Raw genomic sequence first — 17787 nt, forward strand, 5'->3', positions numbered from 1 at the left:
ACAGGCCCTTCCTCTAAGCGTCGCGTTGATTCTTTCCGTAACTGCCTGCTCAGGGTCCACCGCAACACATGCTGACGCGGGGGAGGGGACTCTCGAGACTATGGAACCTGTCACTATTAGTTTCGCGGAAATCAATACTGAACAGTCAAATGTTGGAGCCGCTACACTGGCCTTTGCGGAAGAAGTAGAAGAAAAGTCTAACGGAAAAATTAAATTTGATTACTACTTTTCGTCATCTCTAATGCCAGGGAATGAGATGTTGACCGGAATCGGTTCTGGCGTCGCCGGCGCGGGCCAGCTTATTACACCCTATTTCCCTCAAGAGCTTCCCGTGGCCAATGCGCTGGGTTCACTCGCGTCGCTGGTCAACGATTCCATCCCCTTCGGAGTCATTCAGGGTGCAGCGGCAACTCATGAAATGTATCAGTCATCGGATGAGCTGCAGCAGGAGCTTATGAGCCACAACATCAAGCCCCTGACGGGAATATTTCCCTATCCCCAATACGACTTGCTCTGCACCAAGCCGATAGACAGCCTGGCCGCAGCGCAGGGCGCGCGGATAAGAACACCGGGGGAGCTACAAAGCAAAGAAGTGCAGGCGCTAGGCATGGTCCCCGTGCCCATGCTGGCGGCCGAGGCATACGAAGCTTTGCAACGCGGAGTGGTCGACTGCTCAGTTCTCCATCCCGGCGGGTATATCGACACGGGGCTGGTAGACGTAGCCAACGAATACACTCCAGTCACGCTGTCGGGCTACAACGGAGGCGTTCTTGCCATCAACCTCGATATCTGGAACAAGCTACCGTTGGAGGCCCAGCAAATCGTCCAGGACGCAGCGATCAAATACTGGGAGCAATACAATCTGGGGAGCATTGAGCAGTATGCGCGTTTTGCTGCCGAAGGACCGTCCGAATGGGGGATCAAATTCAACGACTCCAGTGAACTTGATGCAGAGATTCAGGACTACCAGAAGGAAGCGATTGCTACCCTTGCCGCCGAGAGCGATGTTATAGACCAGACGTTCATCGATCAGTACCAGTCGTTACTCACTAAATGGGAAGGGATCACGACTGAGCTCGGATTGAACGGTGAAGCCCGCGACGCATCGAGTGTGCAGGAAGATTGGTCTGCGGCCGACGACTTCGATCGTGCACCGGTTGTCGATCGGCTTAAGACGGAAGCATTCGATCCGTACCGAGCTAAATAAGCGTCTTGCTGGCTTTGGGGAGCGTCGTGATCCGCAGGGTCGTGACGCTCCCGGGCAGGCATTGGCTGACTCGGTCGTCCAGGGTCGTCAAGAGGTACTTGAAGATTCAGGAGCGCCAGGAGAGGCGTAGCGATCTCATAGGTTATTCGGGTTCGGAACGTGGTGGAATTTGGGTTTGCGATCTAACCTCTGGAGCCCCGAAGCCGACGGCGCAACGGACCTTCATCGACCCGACGCGAGGACCATGAGTACCGCCGAGAGTATTTGGAACCCCACCAGAAACGGATAGACATGCCCCGATAAAGAGACGAGCAGATCGCGCCTCAACGGGGGATCTGCTCGTCTCAAGCAACGAACCGACAGCCTACACAGCGTGGGCGATCGACCGGGCCTCCTTCGTCACGCTCTCTGAATCGATGTCCGAGACGATGGACTTCAGGGTCTCGATCAGTCCGCTGATGTCTTGGTCGGTCATAGCCAGGGATAAGGACATCTCTCCCCGGTGCACGGGAAAGTATCCGCGGTTGGCCAATTCCAGGGAGATGGTCTGTGTCTTGTCGCCGTCTACATGTCGCCAGTAGTCACGATGTGTACGCACGACTTCCCCGGGAGAGGTCATATAGGCGTAGCCCAAGTGAGAGAATCCCCAACCGTGGATCCGGAACGGGCTATTGCGTTCCTGGCTCCAAGCGTTGAGCTCCGTGGTGATTCGCTGCGCATGCCCATTCAATGTGGTGAAGGCCTCTTCAGTGAGTTCGGTCAGGCACGCGGCACCGGCCACTACCGAGAGCTTGTGACCGTGGTGGGTTCCGGAGATGCTGACCCGGCCGTCCTCCAAGGCATTCATGATCTCTGCGCTGCCGCCTACCGCGCCGAGTGGCAGGCCACCGCCGATGATCTTGCCCATAACGGTCAGGTCCGGGGTGATCCCGTAGCGGCCCTGCAGCCCGTGGTATCCGGCGCGCAGGCTGATGGTCTCGTCGAAAATCAGGACAATCCCCAGTTCCCGCGTGACATTCCGCAACATCTGCACGAATTCCTGATCCAGCGCCACCATGCCACCTGCTCCGCTCTGCAGTTCCAGGATCAGACAGGCCAACTCCTGGCTATGAGCCCGGAGGAGTGACTCGGTGCCGGCCAGGTCATTCTGGGTCAGCACAAGGACGTTGTCCGTGTTGGCGGAGGGGATGCCACCGCTGTCTGGAACAGCCACCGGGGCTGCGGCATCGCCCCCGTTCTCCGGGGTGGGGTGCGCGGAGATCTGTAGCATGTCGCTGAAGCCGTGGTACCCGCCTTCAAACTTCGCAATCCGGGTGCGGCCCGTGGTGGCTCGCGCCAATCGGATGGCCGTCATACAAGACTCAGTAGCAGAACAAGAGAACTGTACCTTCTCCACCGAGGGGATCCGCTCTATGAGCATCCGAGCCAGGGCGCCTTCCTGGGCGCCCGGGTTCCCGAAGGAGATGCCATTGGGAATGGCATCCATCAGAGCCGACGTCAGCGCCGGGTGATGGTGTCCCAAGACATTCACGGTGTAGTTGTTATTTAAATCCAGCAGTCTGTTTCCGTCGACAGTTTCAATGTAGGCACCCTCGCCGCGAGTCACGAAGACCGCGTGGGGGCCAAAGTTGAAGGAGTTCCGGCTGTATCCGCCCGGGACCGACCGGCGGCTTTCCTCGGTCATCCGGCCGGACACCGAGAACCGCTCGATGAATGTTTGCTGTGCTTGCTGGAGCGAAAGTGCCGCCACAGTGAACCTCTTCTCGATGGAATGCAGCCCCAGGGCTGCCTGCTTGTCGTTCCATCCTCGGTTCGCTCTCATGTGGCGGGCAATCACGAAAACTCGAACGCATCTTCGCAAGACCAGAACGCCCCGACGTCGCCCCACGCGGCTGCTCTGCCGGGTCAGTCGACGAGGGACTCGGCCTCTGGCAATTCGTCGATGTGGTCGCGGACCACAGACTGGGTCACTTCTAACAGTTCGGGGATCATTGAATTCGTGTTGCCTCGACGCCAGACGAAGGCCTGGACACTGGCCGGGCCATCAGAGAGGGGGACGAAGCGGACGCCGGGGTGGTGGAAGGTTCGAGTGGCCGAGGCCGGATAGGTGTCGATCGCTCCCGAGTAAGCTACCGCCGAAAGACTCTCGTTCAGGGTCCGGACCAGGGCACCGGTGCGCCCGGGGGCCCCGCGCGCCCCGGCGAGAGTCCAGAAATGAGCCCATTCGGCCGGCGTGGTGTCCCCGGCGACTGCGAAGGGTTGATCGATGATGTCTTCCACCTGAAGGGATGTGGCCGCGCCGAAGGGTCCCGCGACCGCGACAGCGGCGTAGAGCCGCTCCTTGAAGAGCGGCCTGACCTCGAACCGCTGGTCGTCGATCGGCATGCGAAAGAAGGCGACGTCCACCACGCCGGATCCTAGGTCTTCGAACTGGGTGCTCATGGACAACTCCGTGAACTCCAGTCGGGTCTGCGGGAAGGCAGCGGCAAAGGCTCCGAAGACCCGGTGCGTGAGTTCGCCCAGAGCCTCTCCGAAGAAACCGATGCTCAGGTGCTCGGTGGCGCTCCGGGCGATGGATTGGGTCTGAGTGCGCAGCAGGTCTAACTGGTCCAGGATCCTGCGGGCCTCGCGAACGAAATGAGCCCCGGCCGGGGTCATCAACACCTGGTGAGGTGTCCGTTCGAACAGCTTGACGTCCAGCCTGGACTCAAGCCGGCGGATTTGGGTGCTTAGCGCGGACGCGGCGATGTGCTCCAACTCGGAGGCCCGGCCGAAATGCAATGTCTCGGCCACCCGCACCACGTACTGCAGCTGCCGAATCTCCATCGTCAGTCCGCCCTGCCTTTCGTCCCAGTTGCCGATCCGTGGCTTCTCACGTTCAAGAATCGCGAACGCGCCTTCTCAGAGTGTTCGTTGTCATGCACCGGTGGTTCCCGGAGCATGGAAGACCACAGATACGCGACAACCTGCCAGTCTCTACCCACTCTAGAGGTATCCATGAAAACATCATCCCCGTCGAGCGCACGGTCAGCCCGGCAAACATCGGCGGTCTCCACTCAGTTGCAGGCGGGTTCCGTCGGGACCGCCGGCATTGTGTTCTTCGTGGTCGCGGCTGCCGCACCGCTGGCCGCTACGCTGGGGGCCGGTCCGGTGGTATTCATGTTTGCCGGACCCGCTGCCCCAGCCATGTACCTGATCGCTGCCTTGGCGCTCCTGCTCTTCGCCTTCGGCTTTTCCGCCATGAGCAAGTTCGTCACCAATGCCGGAGGATTCGCGGCCTTTATCTCCTGGGGCATGGGCCGCTGGGCCGGTTACGCTGCAGCCGGAATTGCCCTGCTGGCTTACCTCGCCATGTTCATGGGGATATCTGCCCAATTCGCCACGTTCACCTCTGATCTATTTGACCGGTTCCTGGGCATCCACGTTCCATGGCAAGCCACGCTGCTGGTCGGCGTGGTCGTCATCGGCCTGCTCGCCTACCGGGACATACGCGTATCCACCGTGCTCTTGGGAATCATGCTGGTCCTGGAAGTCCTGTTTCTGCTCGTCTTCGACCTCGCAGTACTGGTGCAAGGCGGTGCCGAAGGTATCAACGCTGCTTCCTTCAACCCAGCCGACATCTTCAGCCCAACCACTGGCTTAGCCCTGCTCTTTGCGTTCGCCTGCTTTGTCGGCTTCGAAGCGACCATTCTGTACGGAGAAGAGGCGAGAGAGCCCAAGAAGTCTGTCCCTCGGGCCACGTACATTGCCGTCATCGTGATCGGCGTGGCTTACACCCTCACTATGTGGGCTCTGGCGCTCGCCTACGGGGTCAACGACGTACAGGACGCCGCTTTGGCTGACCCAGTCAACTTTGTACTGGCCCCAGTCACCGATTACCTCGGGGGGTGGGCGGCAACGGTCATGGAACTGCTCGTGGTCACCAGCCTGCTGGCGGTGCTGCTGTCCTTCCACAATGCGATAAACCGCTATGTGTTCTCCTTGGGGCGGTCTGGCTTCCTGCCGAAGTCGCTCGGCCACTCCCATGCCCGCCACCGGAGCCCCAGCCGTGCCAGCGTGCTGGTCACGATCACCATTGCCATTCTGCTGGTGCTGTTCATATTGACAGGACAGGACCCCTTCGCGGTCCTGTACATGTGGATGATTGGGCTCGGCACACTCGGCCTCTTGCTGTTGCAAGCCGCAGGTGCCGCCGCCGTCATCGTATTCCTGCGACGGCGGTCAGCCGAAGTGAACCTGTGGGCGCGCCTCGTGGCCCCGCTGATAGGTGGAGCCATGCTCGTCGTCGCCGTGGTATTGGCCGTCACGAACTTTAGCGCCCTGATCGACACGGAGGGGGCCGTGTCCGTGATCCTCCCGGGCCTCTATCTGGTCGCCATAAGCGCCGGCTTGCTCATCGGTGCTCTACGGCCCGTCGAGGACCTACGCACCGAGCATGACCCGGAGGCCGCGGATGTGGCACGAAGCGAGGCCTCGAAATCCCATTCGTGATGACCTCCTCCAAGCAGTTCCTTGGTCGGGCGGGGAGCTGCCCCCGTGGCAGCGGAGGTCGGAACTCCGCTGATTGCGAATCGGCTTACCATGCCCCGTTATCTTAGAGACGATCAGGAGAGTGCCGCCGCCCCCTGCGGCGCCCTTCCTACCTGAAGGAGAAAGACAAATGACTGCGACTGCAGAGACTATTACGACCCCCGCGACCTTCGCCGGACAGCCGGTGAACCTGCAGTTCATCGGCGGCGAGTGGCGCGAGGGCCGTTCGGAGAAGGTGAACACGGACGTCAACCCGTTTGACGACTCGGTGGTGGCCGAAATCCGCCAGGCCTCGAGCCAAGACCTGGACGAGGCCTACCGCGCCGCCGAGGCGGCCCAGCCCGGTTGGGCCGCCACTGCACCGTCCGAGCGCGCGAAGATTATCCGCCGCGCCGGGGACCTCCTCGAGGAGCACCGCGGGGAGATCGTGTCCTGGCTGGTGAAGGAGTCCGGCTCAACGGTGCTCAAGGCCAACATCGAGGTCTCCCTGGCCGCAGGCATCACCCAGGAGTCCGCCTCGTTCCCCACCCGCGTGCACGGCACCATCCATCCCTCGAACACCCCAGACCGGGAAATGCGGGTCTACCGCAAGCCGGTCGGCGTTGTGGGTGTGATCAGCCCGTGGAACTTCCCGCTGCACCTGTCCCAGCGCTCGGTGGCCCCCGCGCTGGCGCTGGGCAACGCCGTCGTCATCAAGCCGGCCTCGGACACCCCCGTGACGGGCGGCCTGCTGATCGCCCGGATCTTCGAGGAGGCCGGCCTCCCGGCCGGTGTGCTGTCCGTGGTGGCCGGCGCCGGTTCGGAGATCGGCGATGAGTTTGTCGCCCACCCGGTGCCGCGGCTGATCTCCTTCACCGGATCGACGCCGGTGGGCCAGAACGTGGGCAAGGTCGCCACCTCCGGGGAGCACCTGAAGAAGACCTCCCTGGAACTGGGCGGCAACGCCCCGCTGGTGGTCTTGGATGACGCGGACCTCGACGCCGCCGTCGGCCAGGCCGTGCCCGGCACCTTCCTGCACTCGGGCCAGATCTGCATGTCCGTGAACCGGATCATCGTCCAGGCGCCGGTCTACGACGAGTTCGTTCAGAAGTTCTCCGGCGCCGCGAAGTCCGTGCCGTTCGGCGATCCGAGCCAGGAAGGCACCCTGGTCGGTCCGGTGGTCAACGACTCCCAGCTGGAGGGCCTGAAGGCCAAGATCGCCGGAGCCAAGGAGGCCGGCGCCCGTGTGGTCGCCGGAGGCGACATCGTGGGCCGGGTAGTCCCGCCGCACGTGTTCGCCGACGTCACTCCGGACATGGAGATTGCCCGCGAAGAGATCTTCGGCCCCATGGTCGCGATTCTCAAGGCCGACGACGAGGAGCACGCGCTGGCCCTGGCCAACGACCACGTCTACGGGCTGTCCTCGGCCGTGTTCACCCAGAACCTGGACCGCGGCGTGCGCTTCGCCCAGCGGGTCAAGGCGGGGATGACCTTCGTCAACGAGATGACCGTTCAGGACGAGGCCCACGTGGCCTTCGGCGGCGAACGCAACTCCGGGCTGGGCCGCTTCAACGGCGAATGGGCCATCGAGGAGTTCACCACGGCCCACACCATCGGCGTCAAACGTCTCTGAACAGGCCCACCAGCCCAACAGCGAGAAAGGCTGCCCGTCCGGACACATCGTCTTGGCGGGCAGCCTGCCTTTTTCTGGGGAGTAATAGAGCATGGATTGCGCCTAGAATCCGCAGCCCAAGCAGAACGTGGATTCGTCCCAGACGCAACCGAAGACAGCGCAAATCAAAGGTTATTCAGGTACGGAACGCGGTGGAGTTCCGCTTCAATGTCTGACGGTCTGCCGGCTTGCCCGGAGTGCCACGAGGCGTTCACCTACGAGCAGGGCGCCTTGCTGGTTTGCCCGATGTGCGGCCACGAATGGCCAAAAGACTCGGAGGAGACCACGGCCGAGACCACGCCCGAGGCCGCTTCGATCAAGGATGCCGTTGACAACGTGCTCGCCGATGGTGACACGGTCACGATCGTCAAGGACCTCAAGGACCTCAAGGTCAAGGGTGCCGGTGGCGGTGTGGTGAAGGTCGGCACGAAGGTGCGCGGCATCAGACTCATTGAGGACGGCGTGGGCGATCACGACATTGATGCAACCGTTCCCGGCTTTGGCCGGATGCAACTGAAGTCCAGCGTGGTGAAGAAGGTCCTCTGATCGCGAGAGTTCACGGTGGTTAGGGACGAACCTATTCACGACTGGATCATCGAGGCCGGGCGAGGGCCTGGGCCGGCAGGTATATTGCGGGACCAGCCCCTCATCGCCTCAGAGGCAGTGCTTGAGGTTCAGTGATGGGCCGCGGTTGCCTGGAGCATAGTCAGCGCTTTCGAGGGACGTTGACACGTACGTCGGCCGCCTGAGCTTCATCTAGCACCCAACGCTGATACTTTGGGTGTTCCGGGTATTTCTTTCGAAGGTAATCCCGGACGACCTTGCCCGGTCGGTGTTCGTCGGTGTAGCCGAGTTCTCGAGCAAGTTCTGCAGGTTCATATGTAGCCACAACTCCGAGTGTAGGCCGTGGCTGGATCAAATGTTCCGCCATGCTCACGACCTCCATGGCTCGTCGCGTAAGGGGTTCCTTTTTCTTCACGACGGTCTGAGCGGGCCGGGCTGTTTCGCTGTCGCGATGGCTTCGAGTCGGCCGGTGAGGGCGAGGAAGCTGCTGCAGCTGGAAGGCAGCGGGCTCCGAATCTCGGGGAATCAAGTGACATGTTCCCGCGCGCAGGTCTGATTGTTGCTTCTACCTGAGCTGATCGGCTTCAGCGTTTTGCTCATCGTTCATCCCAACATGCAGGGTGCGCTGGTAGTGTCCCGTCATGGATGACGAACCGCTCGTAGCCCCGCACCTTACCGCCGAAGACCTTGCCGGCCGTGCAGGCTTCGACGGGAACTTCCTGGGCCGGTCCGTGCCGATGCCCGCCGTGCCCGGCGTGGAGACGGTCCTGTTGCCGTACACGCACTTCTCGGTTCTGATGCGCCCGGATAAGCGTCTGGCCGCCGTTACAGGATTGGGTATGGACGGCAGCAAGCTCATGGACCTGGGCCGGGCCGGGATCCCTTGGCGGCTGGATCCCCGGCTGGCCTCCGACCTGCAGACGGGCGAGCGGGTCTACGCCCGGAACGACATCGACCGCGGCCACCTGGTCCGACGGGCCTCGGCGGTCTGGGGCGACACGGTCGCCGAGGCGAGGCTGGCCAACGAAGACACCTTCCACTACACCAACGCCGCACCCCAGGCGGCCAAGTTCAACCAGGGCCTCGAACTGTGGCTGGGCCTGGAGTCTTACCTGCAAGAGCATGCCGCCGAGTACCGCGACAGGATCGTCGTGTTCACCGGGCCGATTTTCAGCGCCAAGGATCCCGTGTATCGGGGCGCGGAGATCCCGTTGCGCTTCTTCAAGGTTGCCGTGTTCATCCACCGGGGAGAGTTGGCGGCGGTCGGATACGTGGTGGACCAGACGCCTGAGCTGGATGAACTGCCCGACGTCCCGCGGCCGGGGGCCGTCGACGACGTTCCGCCGCTGGGCCCGTTCCGGACGTTCCAAGCACCCATCAAGGACATCGCCGAGCTGACCGGCCTAAACCTGGACCAGCTGGTCGCCGTGGACCGGATGCCGATCGCCGCGACCCTTTGCACTGCCCGCGTGGGGTCCACGTGGCGGAAACTGAATGCCGTCGAAGACCTCGACCTGGACTTCCACCTGCTGGACTAGACCTGCGTTGCTTCTGGTTCTCGAGTGCGGGGGAAGCAGGCACGTCCGAGACGGCCGGGCCGGACCTAGGCATCGGCATGGACAAGGTCAATATCAACGGTGGTGCTGTAGTAATCGGTCCGCCAACTGTGGGCCGCCGAGTTGCCGGTTGCCGTCGTCTGTCGGGTATGAGGTGTTCGTGTTGTTTGTGTCGGCTGGGGATGATATGGACGAACTGCCGTAGAAAAAGTAGTTCGAAGTCCCCGCCGATTCCCCGCCATAGACGAGTTCTTCGGCTTGTCCCTCGTACTTCCGGCTCTCTCCATTGAGCAGAAGTGTCGGTGCTGGCCAGTACTTTGAAGGCCTGATCCACCGTTTTGATCCCGAAACCCCCGGTCGAGGAAACAATGGAGGCTCGAGCTGAATCCGGAATTGGTGTCACCGCAGGAGAGCGGAAGTGCCCAATAGATAACAGCGCCAATTGCGCTCTGAAACCGTGGGCAAGGACCAGCCTCTCGGGATGTGGTGCCGTCTGGTGCCGCTTTTCTAACCCAAACGGCAGCAGACGATGGCCGGCCCGACGCGACGTGCTCAACGTAAGCGCCGTTTTCAGTGTTAAAGCCCATTTGTGCAGTCCGGCTTTGAAGGCCGTGATGAAGGAACGGGCTCCGTGCGTACTGTCCGAACAGGCGGATCAGCGAGGTGGATTGGCGCGCAGTTGCTGGAAGGCGGATTCAACCTGCAGGATTGTGTTCTGGCCCTAGCGTCACATCCTGGATGACCTCATTGCGGCGGAGAAACCAGGGTTTGAACGGCGGGTCGAATCGGGCAAATCGCGGCGGCCCCGAGGCCCTCATGCCGGCGGCGGCGATGGCGTCCTGGAGCGCTTGGTTGCGCTTCGCGAAGGCGGAGCCGGATCCGCCGCCGGAAAAGCGAAGAGCGGCGGCAGTAGAGCCCGGCACGGTCCGGATCCTGACCTGCGGGTCAGCGGGGACCGGGGCAGTATCTTCAGTCATTCCGGCAGGAAGCACGAACGCGAGCACGTACGGGCCTTCGTCTGATTCGCCGTCGGCGCGAGGGCTATGCATCGGTCCGCGTTGAAGGACCGGCACCGTCATCTGCACCTTCCGGGATGGCGGTGCGGCGGTCTGGATCACGGGCGCGGTCATCGCTAGGGACTGCCGAGCCGTGTTGTTGCCCCTGATGTAGTTGAAAAGGGGGCGAAAGGCGGCGTTACCGGCGCGGTCAAAGGACGCGCTGACTTCGACCTCTGCCACTGTATGCACGGGGTAGCGCCGCAGCTCAAAGTCCGCGTATCGCTGTACTAGCTCGTAGGGCTGCTGCTCGGTCATCGCCTCGTACAATACGCTCCCGGACCTGTGAGGGAAAGGCCCGAACACAGCTCATCAGAAGGCTGCCTAGGGCGAAACCCGTGACCATCTTCGACGTCTTAGGGCCCGTCGCCCGGACAGCTGCGTCACTCGCACCGGCTCGGTTTGGGCCAGCACACATACTTGCAGCACCGTCGGCTTCCGGCAGCCTGCAGTGCCTTGGCGGAACGTCATTTTGCGCTGCTCCTGCGCTTTGAGGGTTAGTGTGTCCATCCCTGTCAGGTTGCTTCAGCGGATGTTCACCGTACTAAGGGCGCGCGAAATGCGGTGCAGCTTGAGGGCGCCGAGCACCCGTCACCGCCGCGGCCCTCATCCGGCCTCACATCAAGTTCATAACTGTTCGCAGGTCCCGTCTCGTTATCAGCGGCAGCACCTCCAGGATCTACTGGCTTCCGTAAGCGCCGTTATCGGCCTCTAGGACCTGCCAGTTCAGCAACGTCGGCGACCGCCTCTGCGACCCCACCACGACGCACCGGCGATCTCACACAGAGGCTGAGCTCGCTCGAAGAGGCGGAACGGATCGCGGACATCGACCGTGAGGCAGCAATCCAACTTCGTGGGCATCGGACAGAATGGTAGCCGTCAAAAAGGTTATTCGGTTACGGAACGTGGTTGAGTTCCGCTTCAATGGCTGACGGTCTGCCTGCTTGCCCGGAGTGCCACGAGGCGTTCACCTCTACGAGCAGGGCGCTTTGTTGGTGTGCCCGATGTGCGGACATGAATGGTCAAATGACTCGGCCGAGGCCACGCCCGAGACCGCTTCGATCAACGATGCCGTCGGCAATGTGCTCGCCGATGGTGACACAGCCACGATCGTCAAGGATCTCAAAGTCAAGGGCGCCGGTGGCGGTGTCGTGAAGGTCGGCACGAAGGTGCGCGGCATCCGACTCATTGAGGACGGCGTGGGCGATCACGACATTGATGCGACCGTTCCCAGGTTTGGGCGGATGCAACTGAAGTCCAGCGTGGTGAAGAAGGTCCTCTGACCCGCGGCCATTCGCAATGGCCTCGGTGCCCGCAACCTTTGCGAGCAGACGGTGCGCTGTGCCTTGTGCTCGGCGATCTCGATCTTTTTGGCACCAACCCGGATATTCCCGTTCGGCCGCGAGTACCAACATCCTGCTCGTGCAGGCGCCGTTCCGGATCTCCCAAAATATGGCAGAGTGGCACGCATGTCTCTGCCGACCCCGACATTGCAGACCGAGCGCCTGCTGCTGCGCCCCTTCACCGATGCCGACGCCGACGACCTCTTCACCTTGCAGAGCAACGCCGGAGTGCTGCGCTATTGGGACAGTCCACCGTGGACCGACCGATCGCGGGTCGCTCGCTTCATGAATGGCTGCCGACAGATGGCGGACGAAGGCAGCGGAGCACGCGTGGCTATCACGCGCAAGTCTGACGGCGCCTTCTTGGGCTGGTGCACCTTCAACGGGTGGAATCCCGACTTCCGCAGCGCCTCCCTCGGGTACTGCCTCAGTGAGGCGGCTTGGGGTCGCGGCTACGCCACGGAGGCAGCGCGCGTCCTGCTGCACTGGGCCTTCGGCAGTCTCGATCTCAACCGGGTTCAGTCCGAGACTGATACACGCAACGTGGCCTCGGCTCGTGTGCTTGAGAAACTCGGCTTCGTACGCGAGGGGACATTGCGCGAGGACTGCATCGTCAATGGCGACGTGTCTGACTCCTGGGTGTACGGCTTGCTCAGGCGCGACTGGGCGGGCTGAGTTCGCAGGCTTCTGCAAGTTCTTGGCCCACTCTCGGCCGCTTGTCGACCTAACGGGCGAGTTGTCATGTGGCGGATCGTGGTCGAGCTCCGTTGTTCGAACGCAGGACTACCTGGAACGATTGGTGGGTAGGTCAGCTCAAACATTCGTGTAAACGCCCAGTGAAGGACCTGCTTTCGATAGACAGAAGCATCGTTGAAGATACGCGTCGGCACGCCTATTGCGACCGCAAGTTTGTTCTGCATGAACCTGCAGTCGCACTATGATTTGCGCATCGAACGGAGGGCATTGCGCGATGAGGTCGCGAACATTTGACCCTTGTGAAGTGGGAAAAAGTGGTCCAAAAGGCGCTGGCACACCACGGGGAAGGCGCCTTTGTCGTGGAATCGCTGGATGGACGCCTCACCCACCTTGCGGCGTCGCCAGCGAGCCGGTTCTCGGGGAAAGGCCTGCAGGCGTTGTTGCGGAGGGACACGGGAACCTGGCCTCCGCCGCAATTTCAAAGCCCGCTCCATGGGTTATTCTGCTACGGAACGCGGTGGAGTTCCGCTTCAATGTCTGACGGTCTGCCGGCTTGCCCGGAGTGCCGCGAGGCGTTCACCTACGAGCAGGGCCCCTTGCTGGTGTGCCCGATGTGCGGGCATGAGTGGTCAAGAGACTCGGAGGAGACCACGCATGAGACCGCTTCGATCAAGGATGCCGTAGGCAATGTGCTCGCCGATGGTGACACGGTCACGATCGTCAAGGACCTTAAGGTCAAGGGCGCCGGTGGCGGTGTCGTGAAGGTCGGCACCAAGGTGCGCGGCATCAGGCTCATTGAGGACGGCGTGGGCGATCACGACATTGATGCGACCGTTCCCGGGTTGGGGCGGATGCAGTTGAAGTCCAGCGTTGTGAAGAAGGTCCTCTGACCCGCGGCCATTCCCCATGGATAGGGGTTTCGTCGTTTGATGTCTAAAACCGATTAGGAGGCGCTTCCAGATTTCCGTTTGGGAAGCGTCTCCTTGGTTTAATGCATCAGATTTCTCACCGCTGACCCGGAGCATCCTGCCAGAATTGGTTCATGGACGTCGCAGTCAGTCTGCTGGCCCTGGTGGTGGTGGTTTGCGCGGTCAGCGCGCTCGGCCGCCGGTTGAAAGTCTCCGTCCCGCTCCTGCTGGTGCTGGCCGGCGTTGCGGGATCCTATCTGCCCTTCATTCCACCGGTGGTCCTGATTCCGGACATCGTCCTGATCGGGATCCTGCCGCCGCTGCTCTATGCGGCAGCACTGCGCACCTCGGTGGTGGAGTTCCAGGCCAATAAGCGGTCGATCGGACTGCTCTCAGTCGGCTACGTGATCTTCGGTACCGTCACCATCGGACTGGTGGCTGCTGCCCGACGTCCCGCTGCCGGCCGCGTTTGCCCTTGGCGCCGTGGTCGCGCCACCCGACGCCGTGGCCGCCACGTCCATCGCCCGGCGGGTGGGCATGCCGCGGCGGATCGTGAACATCCTTGAGGGGGAGTCGCTAGTCAACGATGCAACAGCACTGGTTCTACTCCGGGCCTCGATCGCCGCGATAGCCGGCAGTGTCACCCTGCTGCAGATCGGACTGGAGTTCCTGCTCGCGGTGGCCGGCGGAGCAGCGGTTGGATCGGCTGCTGCCTGGCTGCTGCTGCAGATCCGCAGGAGGGTGCGCAATGTAGCCATCAATACCTCAATGTCGCTGGCCGCTCCCTTCGTGGCGTTCATCCCGGCCGAGAAAATCCATGCCTCCGGCGTCCTGGCGGTCGTCGTCGCCGGACTGATCATCGGCACCCGAAGTCCCGCCATGCCCGGCGGTGCATCCCGGTTGAGCCAGCGCAGCAACTGGGCCACCGTACAGTTCCTGCTGGAAAATTCCGTCTTCCTGCTGATCGGGCTGCAGGTGCGGTCGATCATCGATGCCGCGAACGCTGACCCGCTCGGCATCGGACATGCCTGGTGGACCTGCGCGGTGGTGCTCCTGGCAGTACTGGTCCTGCGCCCGGTCTGGGTATTTCCCACCATTTACCTCCCGCGCCTGGTTCCGCGGATCAGACGATCGGACCCGGCGCCGGGCTGGCAGGTACCCGCCGTTGTCTCGTGGGCCGGGCTGCGCGGCGTGGTGACCCTGGCCGCGGCCCTGGTCCTGCCGCAGGACATACCCCACCGCCAGGTCCTCGTCCTCACCGCGCTGACCGTAGTGGGCGGAACTTTGGTGCTGCAGGGATTCAGCCTGCCCTGGCTGGTGCGGAGGCTGGGCCTGCGTGGTCCGGACCCCGGGCAGGACGCGCTGACCCAAGCCTCGATGCTCCAGCAGACCGTTGCAGCAGGATTGGAAAGGCTGCGCACGGCCGCTGTGCCTGAGGATCCGCCGGAAGTCCTGGCCATGCTGCAGCGGCGGACCGAGGAACGCAGCTTGGCAGCCTGGGAGCGGCTGGGCCGGCCGGAAACCGAAATCCGCACCCCGAGCCACCGCTATGCGCAGCTGCGGGTGGCCATGCTGGAGGCCGAACGGGCCAAAGTCCTGGAACTTCGCGGAACGGGTGCCTACCCTGCCGAGGTCGTGGATGAGGTGCTGGAGCGGTTGGATGTCGAAGAATCAATGCTCGACGCCGCGATAGGCGACTGCGGCACCCGCCACGAGGCGTTCTTGGCCGTACCGCAAGAGGTGGCGAACGGCTGCGGGCACCTGGGCCAGGCACCGGACCGGCCGGTTCCGGTCGACCCACAATGCCTCGACTGCCACGCCGAAGGAACCACTCCGGTCCACCTGCGCCTGTGCCTGGAATGCGGCAACGTCGGGTGCTGCGACTCTTCCCCCGGCCTGCACGCGGCCCGGCACCACAGCACGACGGGACACCCCGTCATGCGCAGCGTCGAACCGGGTGAGTCGTGGCGCTGGTGCTATGTCGACGACGTCCTGGGCTGAGGCACGCAGCTAAGCGTTCGCCTAGTAGTATTTGGTCAGGTCCGGCCTATCGTTCGAGGCCGGTGCATTAGAACAACGGCCAGGGCACCGCAGACATCTCACCGCTCGGAGCCGGAAACCGCCCTGCCAAGCGCAACCGGGCGCAGCGCGTGGCGAGCGATGCGATTTCTTCGTCGCTGAGCAACTCCGCCAGGTTTCGGCCCAGCTCACCGTGCAGTCCCTCGCTGACACGATCTACGCCGTCGCGCTCCTCGGCGGTGAGAGCGTCTCCCAGCCATCCCCACAGAACCGTGCGCAGCTTGTGGTCACGGTGAAAGGTTAGGCCATGGTCCACGCCGTGCCGGTGTCCGTCCGTCATGGCAAGAATGTGGTCGCCTTTGCGGTCGGCGTTGTTGACGATGATGTCGAACACGGCCATGCGTCTGAGCGCCGGCGAGTCTTCGTGAACGAGGGCGATCACCTGTCCGTTCTCGTCTCGACCCTTGAGAACGTGTTTCCAGCCCGTCTCCGGCACCTGGTCAGCCGCGACCAGGTTCACGGCGCTTTGGGCGGGGTCTTGCTCCTGCCAGAGCTGCACCATTCCTTCGCCCATCGGACCATCGCGCAGCCAAGTGTGCGGCACGACGTCCCAGCCGAAGGCCTGCGAGACCATGTAGGCGGCCACCTCCCGGTGAGCTAGGGTGCCGCGGGGAAAATCCCACAGCGGACTTTCGCCTGCTATCGGCTTATAGACGACCACCACGTCGCCGATGCTGCCCAGAAATGTTGCATTTGAAGCCGTCGTGATGCGGCCGGTGAGCGTCAGCTCGGTGGTCACCAGGTCAGACGCTGGCATCAGGCCTCAGGAAGGGTGCAGATGTGCCCGTCGGCGTCTATGGGGTAACCGCAGAGCGGGCACGTCGGACGTCCGGCGCCCACGATCTCGCGGGTACGCTTGGCGAATGCACGGGCGGTGCCGACCGGCATTCGCACCAGTAGCATTTCGGCCGCGTTAGCCCCGTCCCCGTCAATCGATTCGTCGTCTTCAGCATCGGTGATGGGGTATGCCTCTATCACGACCTGCGCGGTCGTCGGGTCCCAACCTAAGCTCATGGAGCCGGTGCGGAACTGCTCCTGAACTGCCTCGAGCTGGTCGTTGTCGACAAGTTCAAAGGGAGTACTCGTGGGAACGCTGAAGGGGTTGCCCTCGACGGTGATGAGCTGGTCGAGAATTTCGTCGATCTTCTCCGCGAGCAGAGCCGACTGCTGCTTCTCCAGAGCAATACTCACGATTTGCGTGCCCGCACGCACCTGCAGATAGAACGCACGCGCCCCCGGAAGGCCAATGGTGCCAACGACGACCCGATCAGGCCAGGCAAACTCGTGAACACGTGTAGGCATGTCAGTATTTTAGGCACAAGGGGTTCATGGCGCCTGCTGCCCGGCACCGCCGCCCACCGGCGCATCGGCAGAGTGGATGCCGTTCGAGAGCCACGACAGATCCCCGGCGTCGGTGTTGGTCGCGTAGACGCTTGGTCGACCAACGCCGTAGCGCACGATCGATACGGACCCTGGGCCCACGTAGATACGCTGGAACAGATCGAGGTGCATACCGAGCGCGTCGGCGAGGATTGACTTGATGATGTCACCGTGACTCACCGCCACCCACACGGCGTCCGGCCCGTACTCCGTCTCGAAGGCTGCATCGTGGCGTCGAATCGCTGCCACCGACCGAGCCTGCATCGCCGCCAGGGATTCACCGCCGGGAAAAACGACGGCGGACGGTTGCGACTGCACAACCGGCCACAAATCCTCGGTGGCGAGATCACTGAGCGTGCGGCCCTGCCACTGGCCGTAATCGCACTCGGTGAGAGCCGGATCGACCGGCGCGTACGGCGAGCCAGCCTGGCTATCGAGGATGAACTGGGCGGTCTGCCGACAACGCTCCAGAGGGCTCGACACCACCCCGACTACGGGCACGGCCGCGAGCCGTTCTCCGGTCAGGGCCGCCTGGTCGCGCCCGACCTGATCCAAGCAGACGCCGGCGGCCCGACCGGCGAGCAGTCCAGTGGCATTGGCTGTGGTGCGGCCGTGCCGCACGAGAATAACTGTCGCCATCCACCCAGCCTAACGACCTGCTGCCGCCGTCTCCGCTCTGCTGCATTCGCTACGCCGAAATCAGGCACCGAGATAAGAGGTTATTCGGTTACGGAACGTGGCTGAATTTCGATTCGGTGTAATTCCCGATCTTCCCTGAGACCTTTTGCGATAGCCGCTAAGAACACGTGTTCTTAGCG

Annotated in this window: 15 protein-coding genes and 1 pseudogene; 10 read left to right on the forward strand and 6 right to left on the reverse strand. The window is 62.7% G+C overall.

Features of this window, described 5'->3' with window-relative positions:
* Positions 1-100: 100 nt before the first annotated feature.
* Entirely contained in the window at positions 101-1207 is a 1107-nt protein-coding gene (locus MNQ99_RS06095) for a C4-dicarboxylate TRAP transporter substrate-binding protein (RefSeq protein ID WP_241914794.1), read from the forward strand.
* Between the two features lie 364 nt (positions 1208-1571).
* On the opposite strand, the gene MNQ99_RS06100 is transcribed toward MNQ99_RS06095, so the two are convergent.
* Both MNQ99_RS06100 and MNQ99_RS06105 read right to left on the reverse strand, forming a co-directional pair.
* Positions 1572-3029: an aspartate aminotransferase family protein gene (locus MNQ99_RS06100; RefSeq protein ID WP_241914795.1), complete on the reverse strand. Its 1458-nt coding sequence runs from the start codon at positions 3027-3029 to the stop codon at positions 1572-1574.
* An 83-nt stretch (positions 3030-3112) separates the two neighbouring features.
* On the reverse strand, positions 3113-4033 hold the full coding sequence (locus MNQ99_RS06105; RefSeq protein WP_241914796.1) for a LysR family transcriptional regulator: 921 nt from the start codon (positions 4031-4033) through the stop codon (positions 3113-3115).
* A gap of 171 nt (positions 4034-4204) precedes the next feature.
* Between MNQ99_RS06105 and MNQ99_RS06110 the strand changes: the two genes are divergently transcribed.
* The 4 genes from MNQ99_RS06110 to MNQ99_RS06125 all read left to right on the forward strand — a co-directional run bounded on the left by MNQ99_RS06110 (position 4205) and on the right by MNQ99_RS06125 (position 9490).
* On the forward strand, positions 4205-5698 hold the full coding sequence (locus MNQ99_RS06110; protein ID WP_241914797.1) for an APC family permease: 1494 nt from the start codon (positions 4205-4207) through the stop codon (positions 5696-5698).
* A gap of 169 nt (positions 5699-5867) precedes the next feature.
* Positions 5868-7349: an aldehyde dehydrogenase family protein gene (locus MNQ99_RS06115; RefSeq protein ID WP_241914798.1), complete on the forward strand. Its 1482-nt coding sequence runs from the start codon at positions 5868-5870 to the stop codon at positions 7347-7349.
* A 207-nt stretch (positions 7350-7556) separates the two neighbouring features.
* On the forward strand, positions 7557-7934 hold the full coding sequence (locus tag MNQ99_RS06120) for a zinc ribbon domain-containing protein YjdM (RefSeq protein WP_241914799.1): 378 nt from the start codon (positions 7557-7559) through the stop codon (positions 7932-7934).
* 659 nt (positions 7935-8593) lie between these two features.
* Positions 8594-9490, forward strand: a complete 897-nt coding sequence (locus MNQ99_RS06125; RefSeq protein WP_241914800.1) for a DNA/RNA non-specific endonuclease — start codon at positions 8594-8596, stop codon at positions 9488-9490.
* Positions 9491-10203: 713 nt separating this feature from the next.
* Here MNQ99_RS06125 and MNQ99_RS06130 read toward each other — a convergent pair.
* Positions 10204-10821: an SOUL family heme-binding protein gene (locus MNQ99_RS06130; RefSeq protein WP_241914801.1), complete on the reverse strand. Its 618-nt coding sequence runs from the start codon at positions 10819-10821 to the stop codon at positions 10204-10206.
* A gap of 746 nt (positions 10822-11567) precedes the next feature.
* On the opposite strand from MNQ99_RS06130, the gene MNQ99_RS06135 reads away from it, so the two are divergent.
* From MNQ99_RS06135 to MNQ99_RS19065, 5 genes and pseudogenes are all read left to right on the forward strand, one after another.
* A complete protein-coding gene (locus tag MNQ99_RS06135) occupies positions 11568-11846 on the forward strand; it encodes a PhnA domain-containing protein (RefSeq protein ID WP_338423118.1) in 279 nt (92 codons plus the stop codon).
* 186 nt (positions 11847-12032) lie between these two features.
* The gene (locus tag MNQ99_RS06140) at positions 12033-12581 is read left to right on the forward strand and encodes a GNAT family N-acetyltransferase (RefSeq protein WP_241914802.1); all 549 of its coding nucleotides are present in this window, start codon (positions 12033-12035) and stop codon (positions 12579-12581) included.
* 554 nt (positions 12582-13135) lie between these two features.
* Complete coding sequence (locus tag MNQ99_RS06145) at positions 13136-13492, forward strand: zinc ribbon domain-containing protein YjdM (RefSeq protein WP_241914803.1); 357 nt, start codon at positions 13136-13138, stop codon at positions 13490-13492.
* Between the two features lie 152 nt (positions 13493-13644).
* A pseudogene (locus tag MNQ99_RS19060) lies at positions 13645-14773 on the forward strand (cation:proton antiporter); the annotation flags it as partial.
* Between the two features lie 411 nt (positions 14774-15184).
* Entirely contained in the window at positions 15185-15511 is a 327-nt protein-coding gene (locus MNQ99_RS19065; RefSeq protein WP_338423126.1) for a UBP-type zinc finger domain-containing protein, read from the forward strand.
* A 67-nt stretch (positions 15512-15578) separates the two neighbouring features.
* On the opposite strand, the gene MNQ99_RS06155 is transcribed toward MNQ99_RS19065, so the two are convergent.
* The 3 genes from MNQ99_RS06155 to MNQ99_RS06165 are packed head-to-tail and all read right to left on the reverse strand — an operon-like array spanning position 15579 to position 17608.
* The gene (locus MNQ99_RS06155) at positions 15579-16346 is read right to left on the reverse strand and encodes an SCO1664 family protein (RefSeq protein ID WP_241914804.1); all 768 of its coding nucleotides are present in this window, start codon (positions 16344-16346) and stop codon (positions 15579-15581) included.
* Positions 16346-16891: a DUF3090 domain-containing protein gene (locus MNQ99_RS06160; protein WP_241914805.1), complete on the reverse strand. Its 546-nt coding sequence runs from the start codon at positions 16889-16891 to the stop codon at positions 16346-16348. The genes MNQ99_RS06155 and MNQ99_RS06160 overlap by 1 nt, the downstream gene beginning before the upstream one ends.
* A gap of 24 nt (positions 16892-16915) precedes the next feature.
* Positions 16916-17608, reverse strand: coding sequence for an MSMEG_4193 family putative phosphomutase (locus MNQ99_RS06165; protein WP_241914806.1), 693 nt, complete (start codon positions 17606-17608; stop codon positions 16916-16918).
* Positions 17609-17787 lie beyond the last annotated feature (179 nt).

Source organism: Arthrobacter sulfonylureivorans (assembly GCF_022637435.1).
GTDB classification, from domain to species: domain Bacteria; phylum Actinomycetota; class Actinomycetes; order Actinomycetales; family Micrococcaceae; genus Crystallibacter; species Crystallibacter sulfonylureivorans.

Coding starts and splice junctions, on each gene's coding strand:
- MNQ99_RS06095 (WP_241914794.1), top strand. CDS start 101: ATGGAACCTGTCACTATTAGTTTCGCGGAAATCAATACTGAACAGTCA.
- MNQ99_RS06100 (WP_241914795.1), bottom strand. CDS start 3,029: ATGAGAGCGAACCGAGGATGGAACGACAAGCAGGCAGCCCTGGGGCTG.
- MNQ99_RS06105 (WP_241914796.1), bottom strand. CDS start 4,033: ATGGAGATTCGGCAGCTGCAGTACGTGGTGCGGGTGGCCGAGACATTG.
- MNQ99_RS06110 (WP_241914797.1), top strand. CDS start 4,205: ATGAAAACATCATCCCCGTCGAGCGCACGGTCAGCCCGGCAAACATCG.
- MNQ99_RS06115 (WP_241914798.1), top strand. CDS start 5,868: ATGACTGCGACTGCAGAGACTATTACGACCCCCGCGACCTTCGCCGGA.
- MNQ99_RS06120 (WP_241914799.1), top strand. CDS start 7,557: ATGTCTGACGGTCTGCCGGCTTGCCCGGAGTGCCACGAGGCGTTCACC.
- MNQ99_RS06125 (WP_241914800.1), top strand. CDS start 8,594: ATGGATGACGAACCGCTCGTAGCCCCGCACCTTACCGCCGAAGACCTT.
- MNQ99_RS06130 (WP_241914801.1), bottom strand. CDS start 10,821: ATGACCGAGCAGCAGCCCTACGAGCTAGTACAGCGATACGCGGACTTT.
- MNQ99_RS06135 (WP_338423118.1), top strand. CDS start 11,568: ATGTGCGGACATGAATGGTCAAATGACTCGGCCGAGGCCACGCCCGAG.
- MNQ99_RS06140 (WP_241914802.1), top strand. CDS start 12,033: ATGTCTCTGCCGACCCCGACATTGCAGACCGAGCGCCTGCTGCTGCGC.
- MNQ99_RS06145 (WP_241914803.1), top strand. CDS start 13,136: ATGTCTGACGGTCTGCCGGCTTGCCCGGAGTGCCGCGAGGCGTTCACC.
- MNQ99_RS19065 (WP_338423126.1), top strand. CDS start 15,185: ATGCTCGACGCCGCGATAGGCGACTGCGGCACCCGCCACGAGGCGTTC.
- MNQ99_RS06155 (WP_241914804.1), bottom strand. CDS start 16,346: ATGCCAGCGTCTGACCTGGTGACCACCGAGCTGACGCTCACCGGCCGC.
- MNQ99_RS06160 (WP_241914805.1), bottom strand. CDS start 16,891: ATGCCTACACGTGTTCACGAGTTTGCCTGGCCTGATCGGGTCGTCGTT.
- MNQ99_RS06165 (WP_241914806.1), bottom strand. CDS start 17,608: ATGGCGACAGTTATTCTCGTGCGGCACGGCCGCACCACAGCCAATGCC.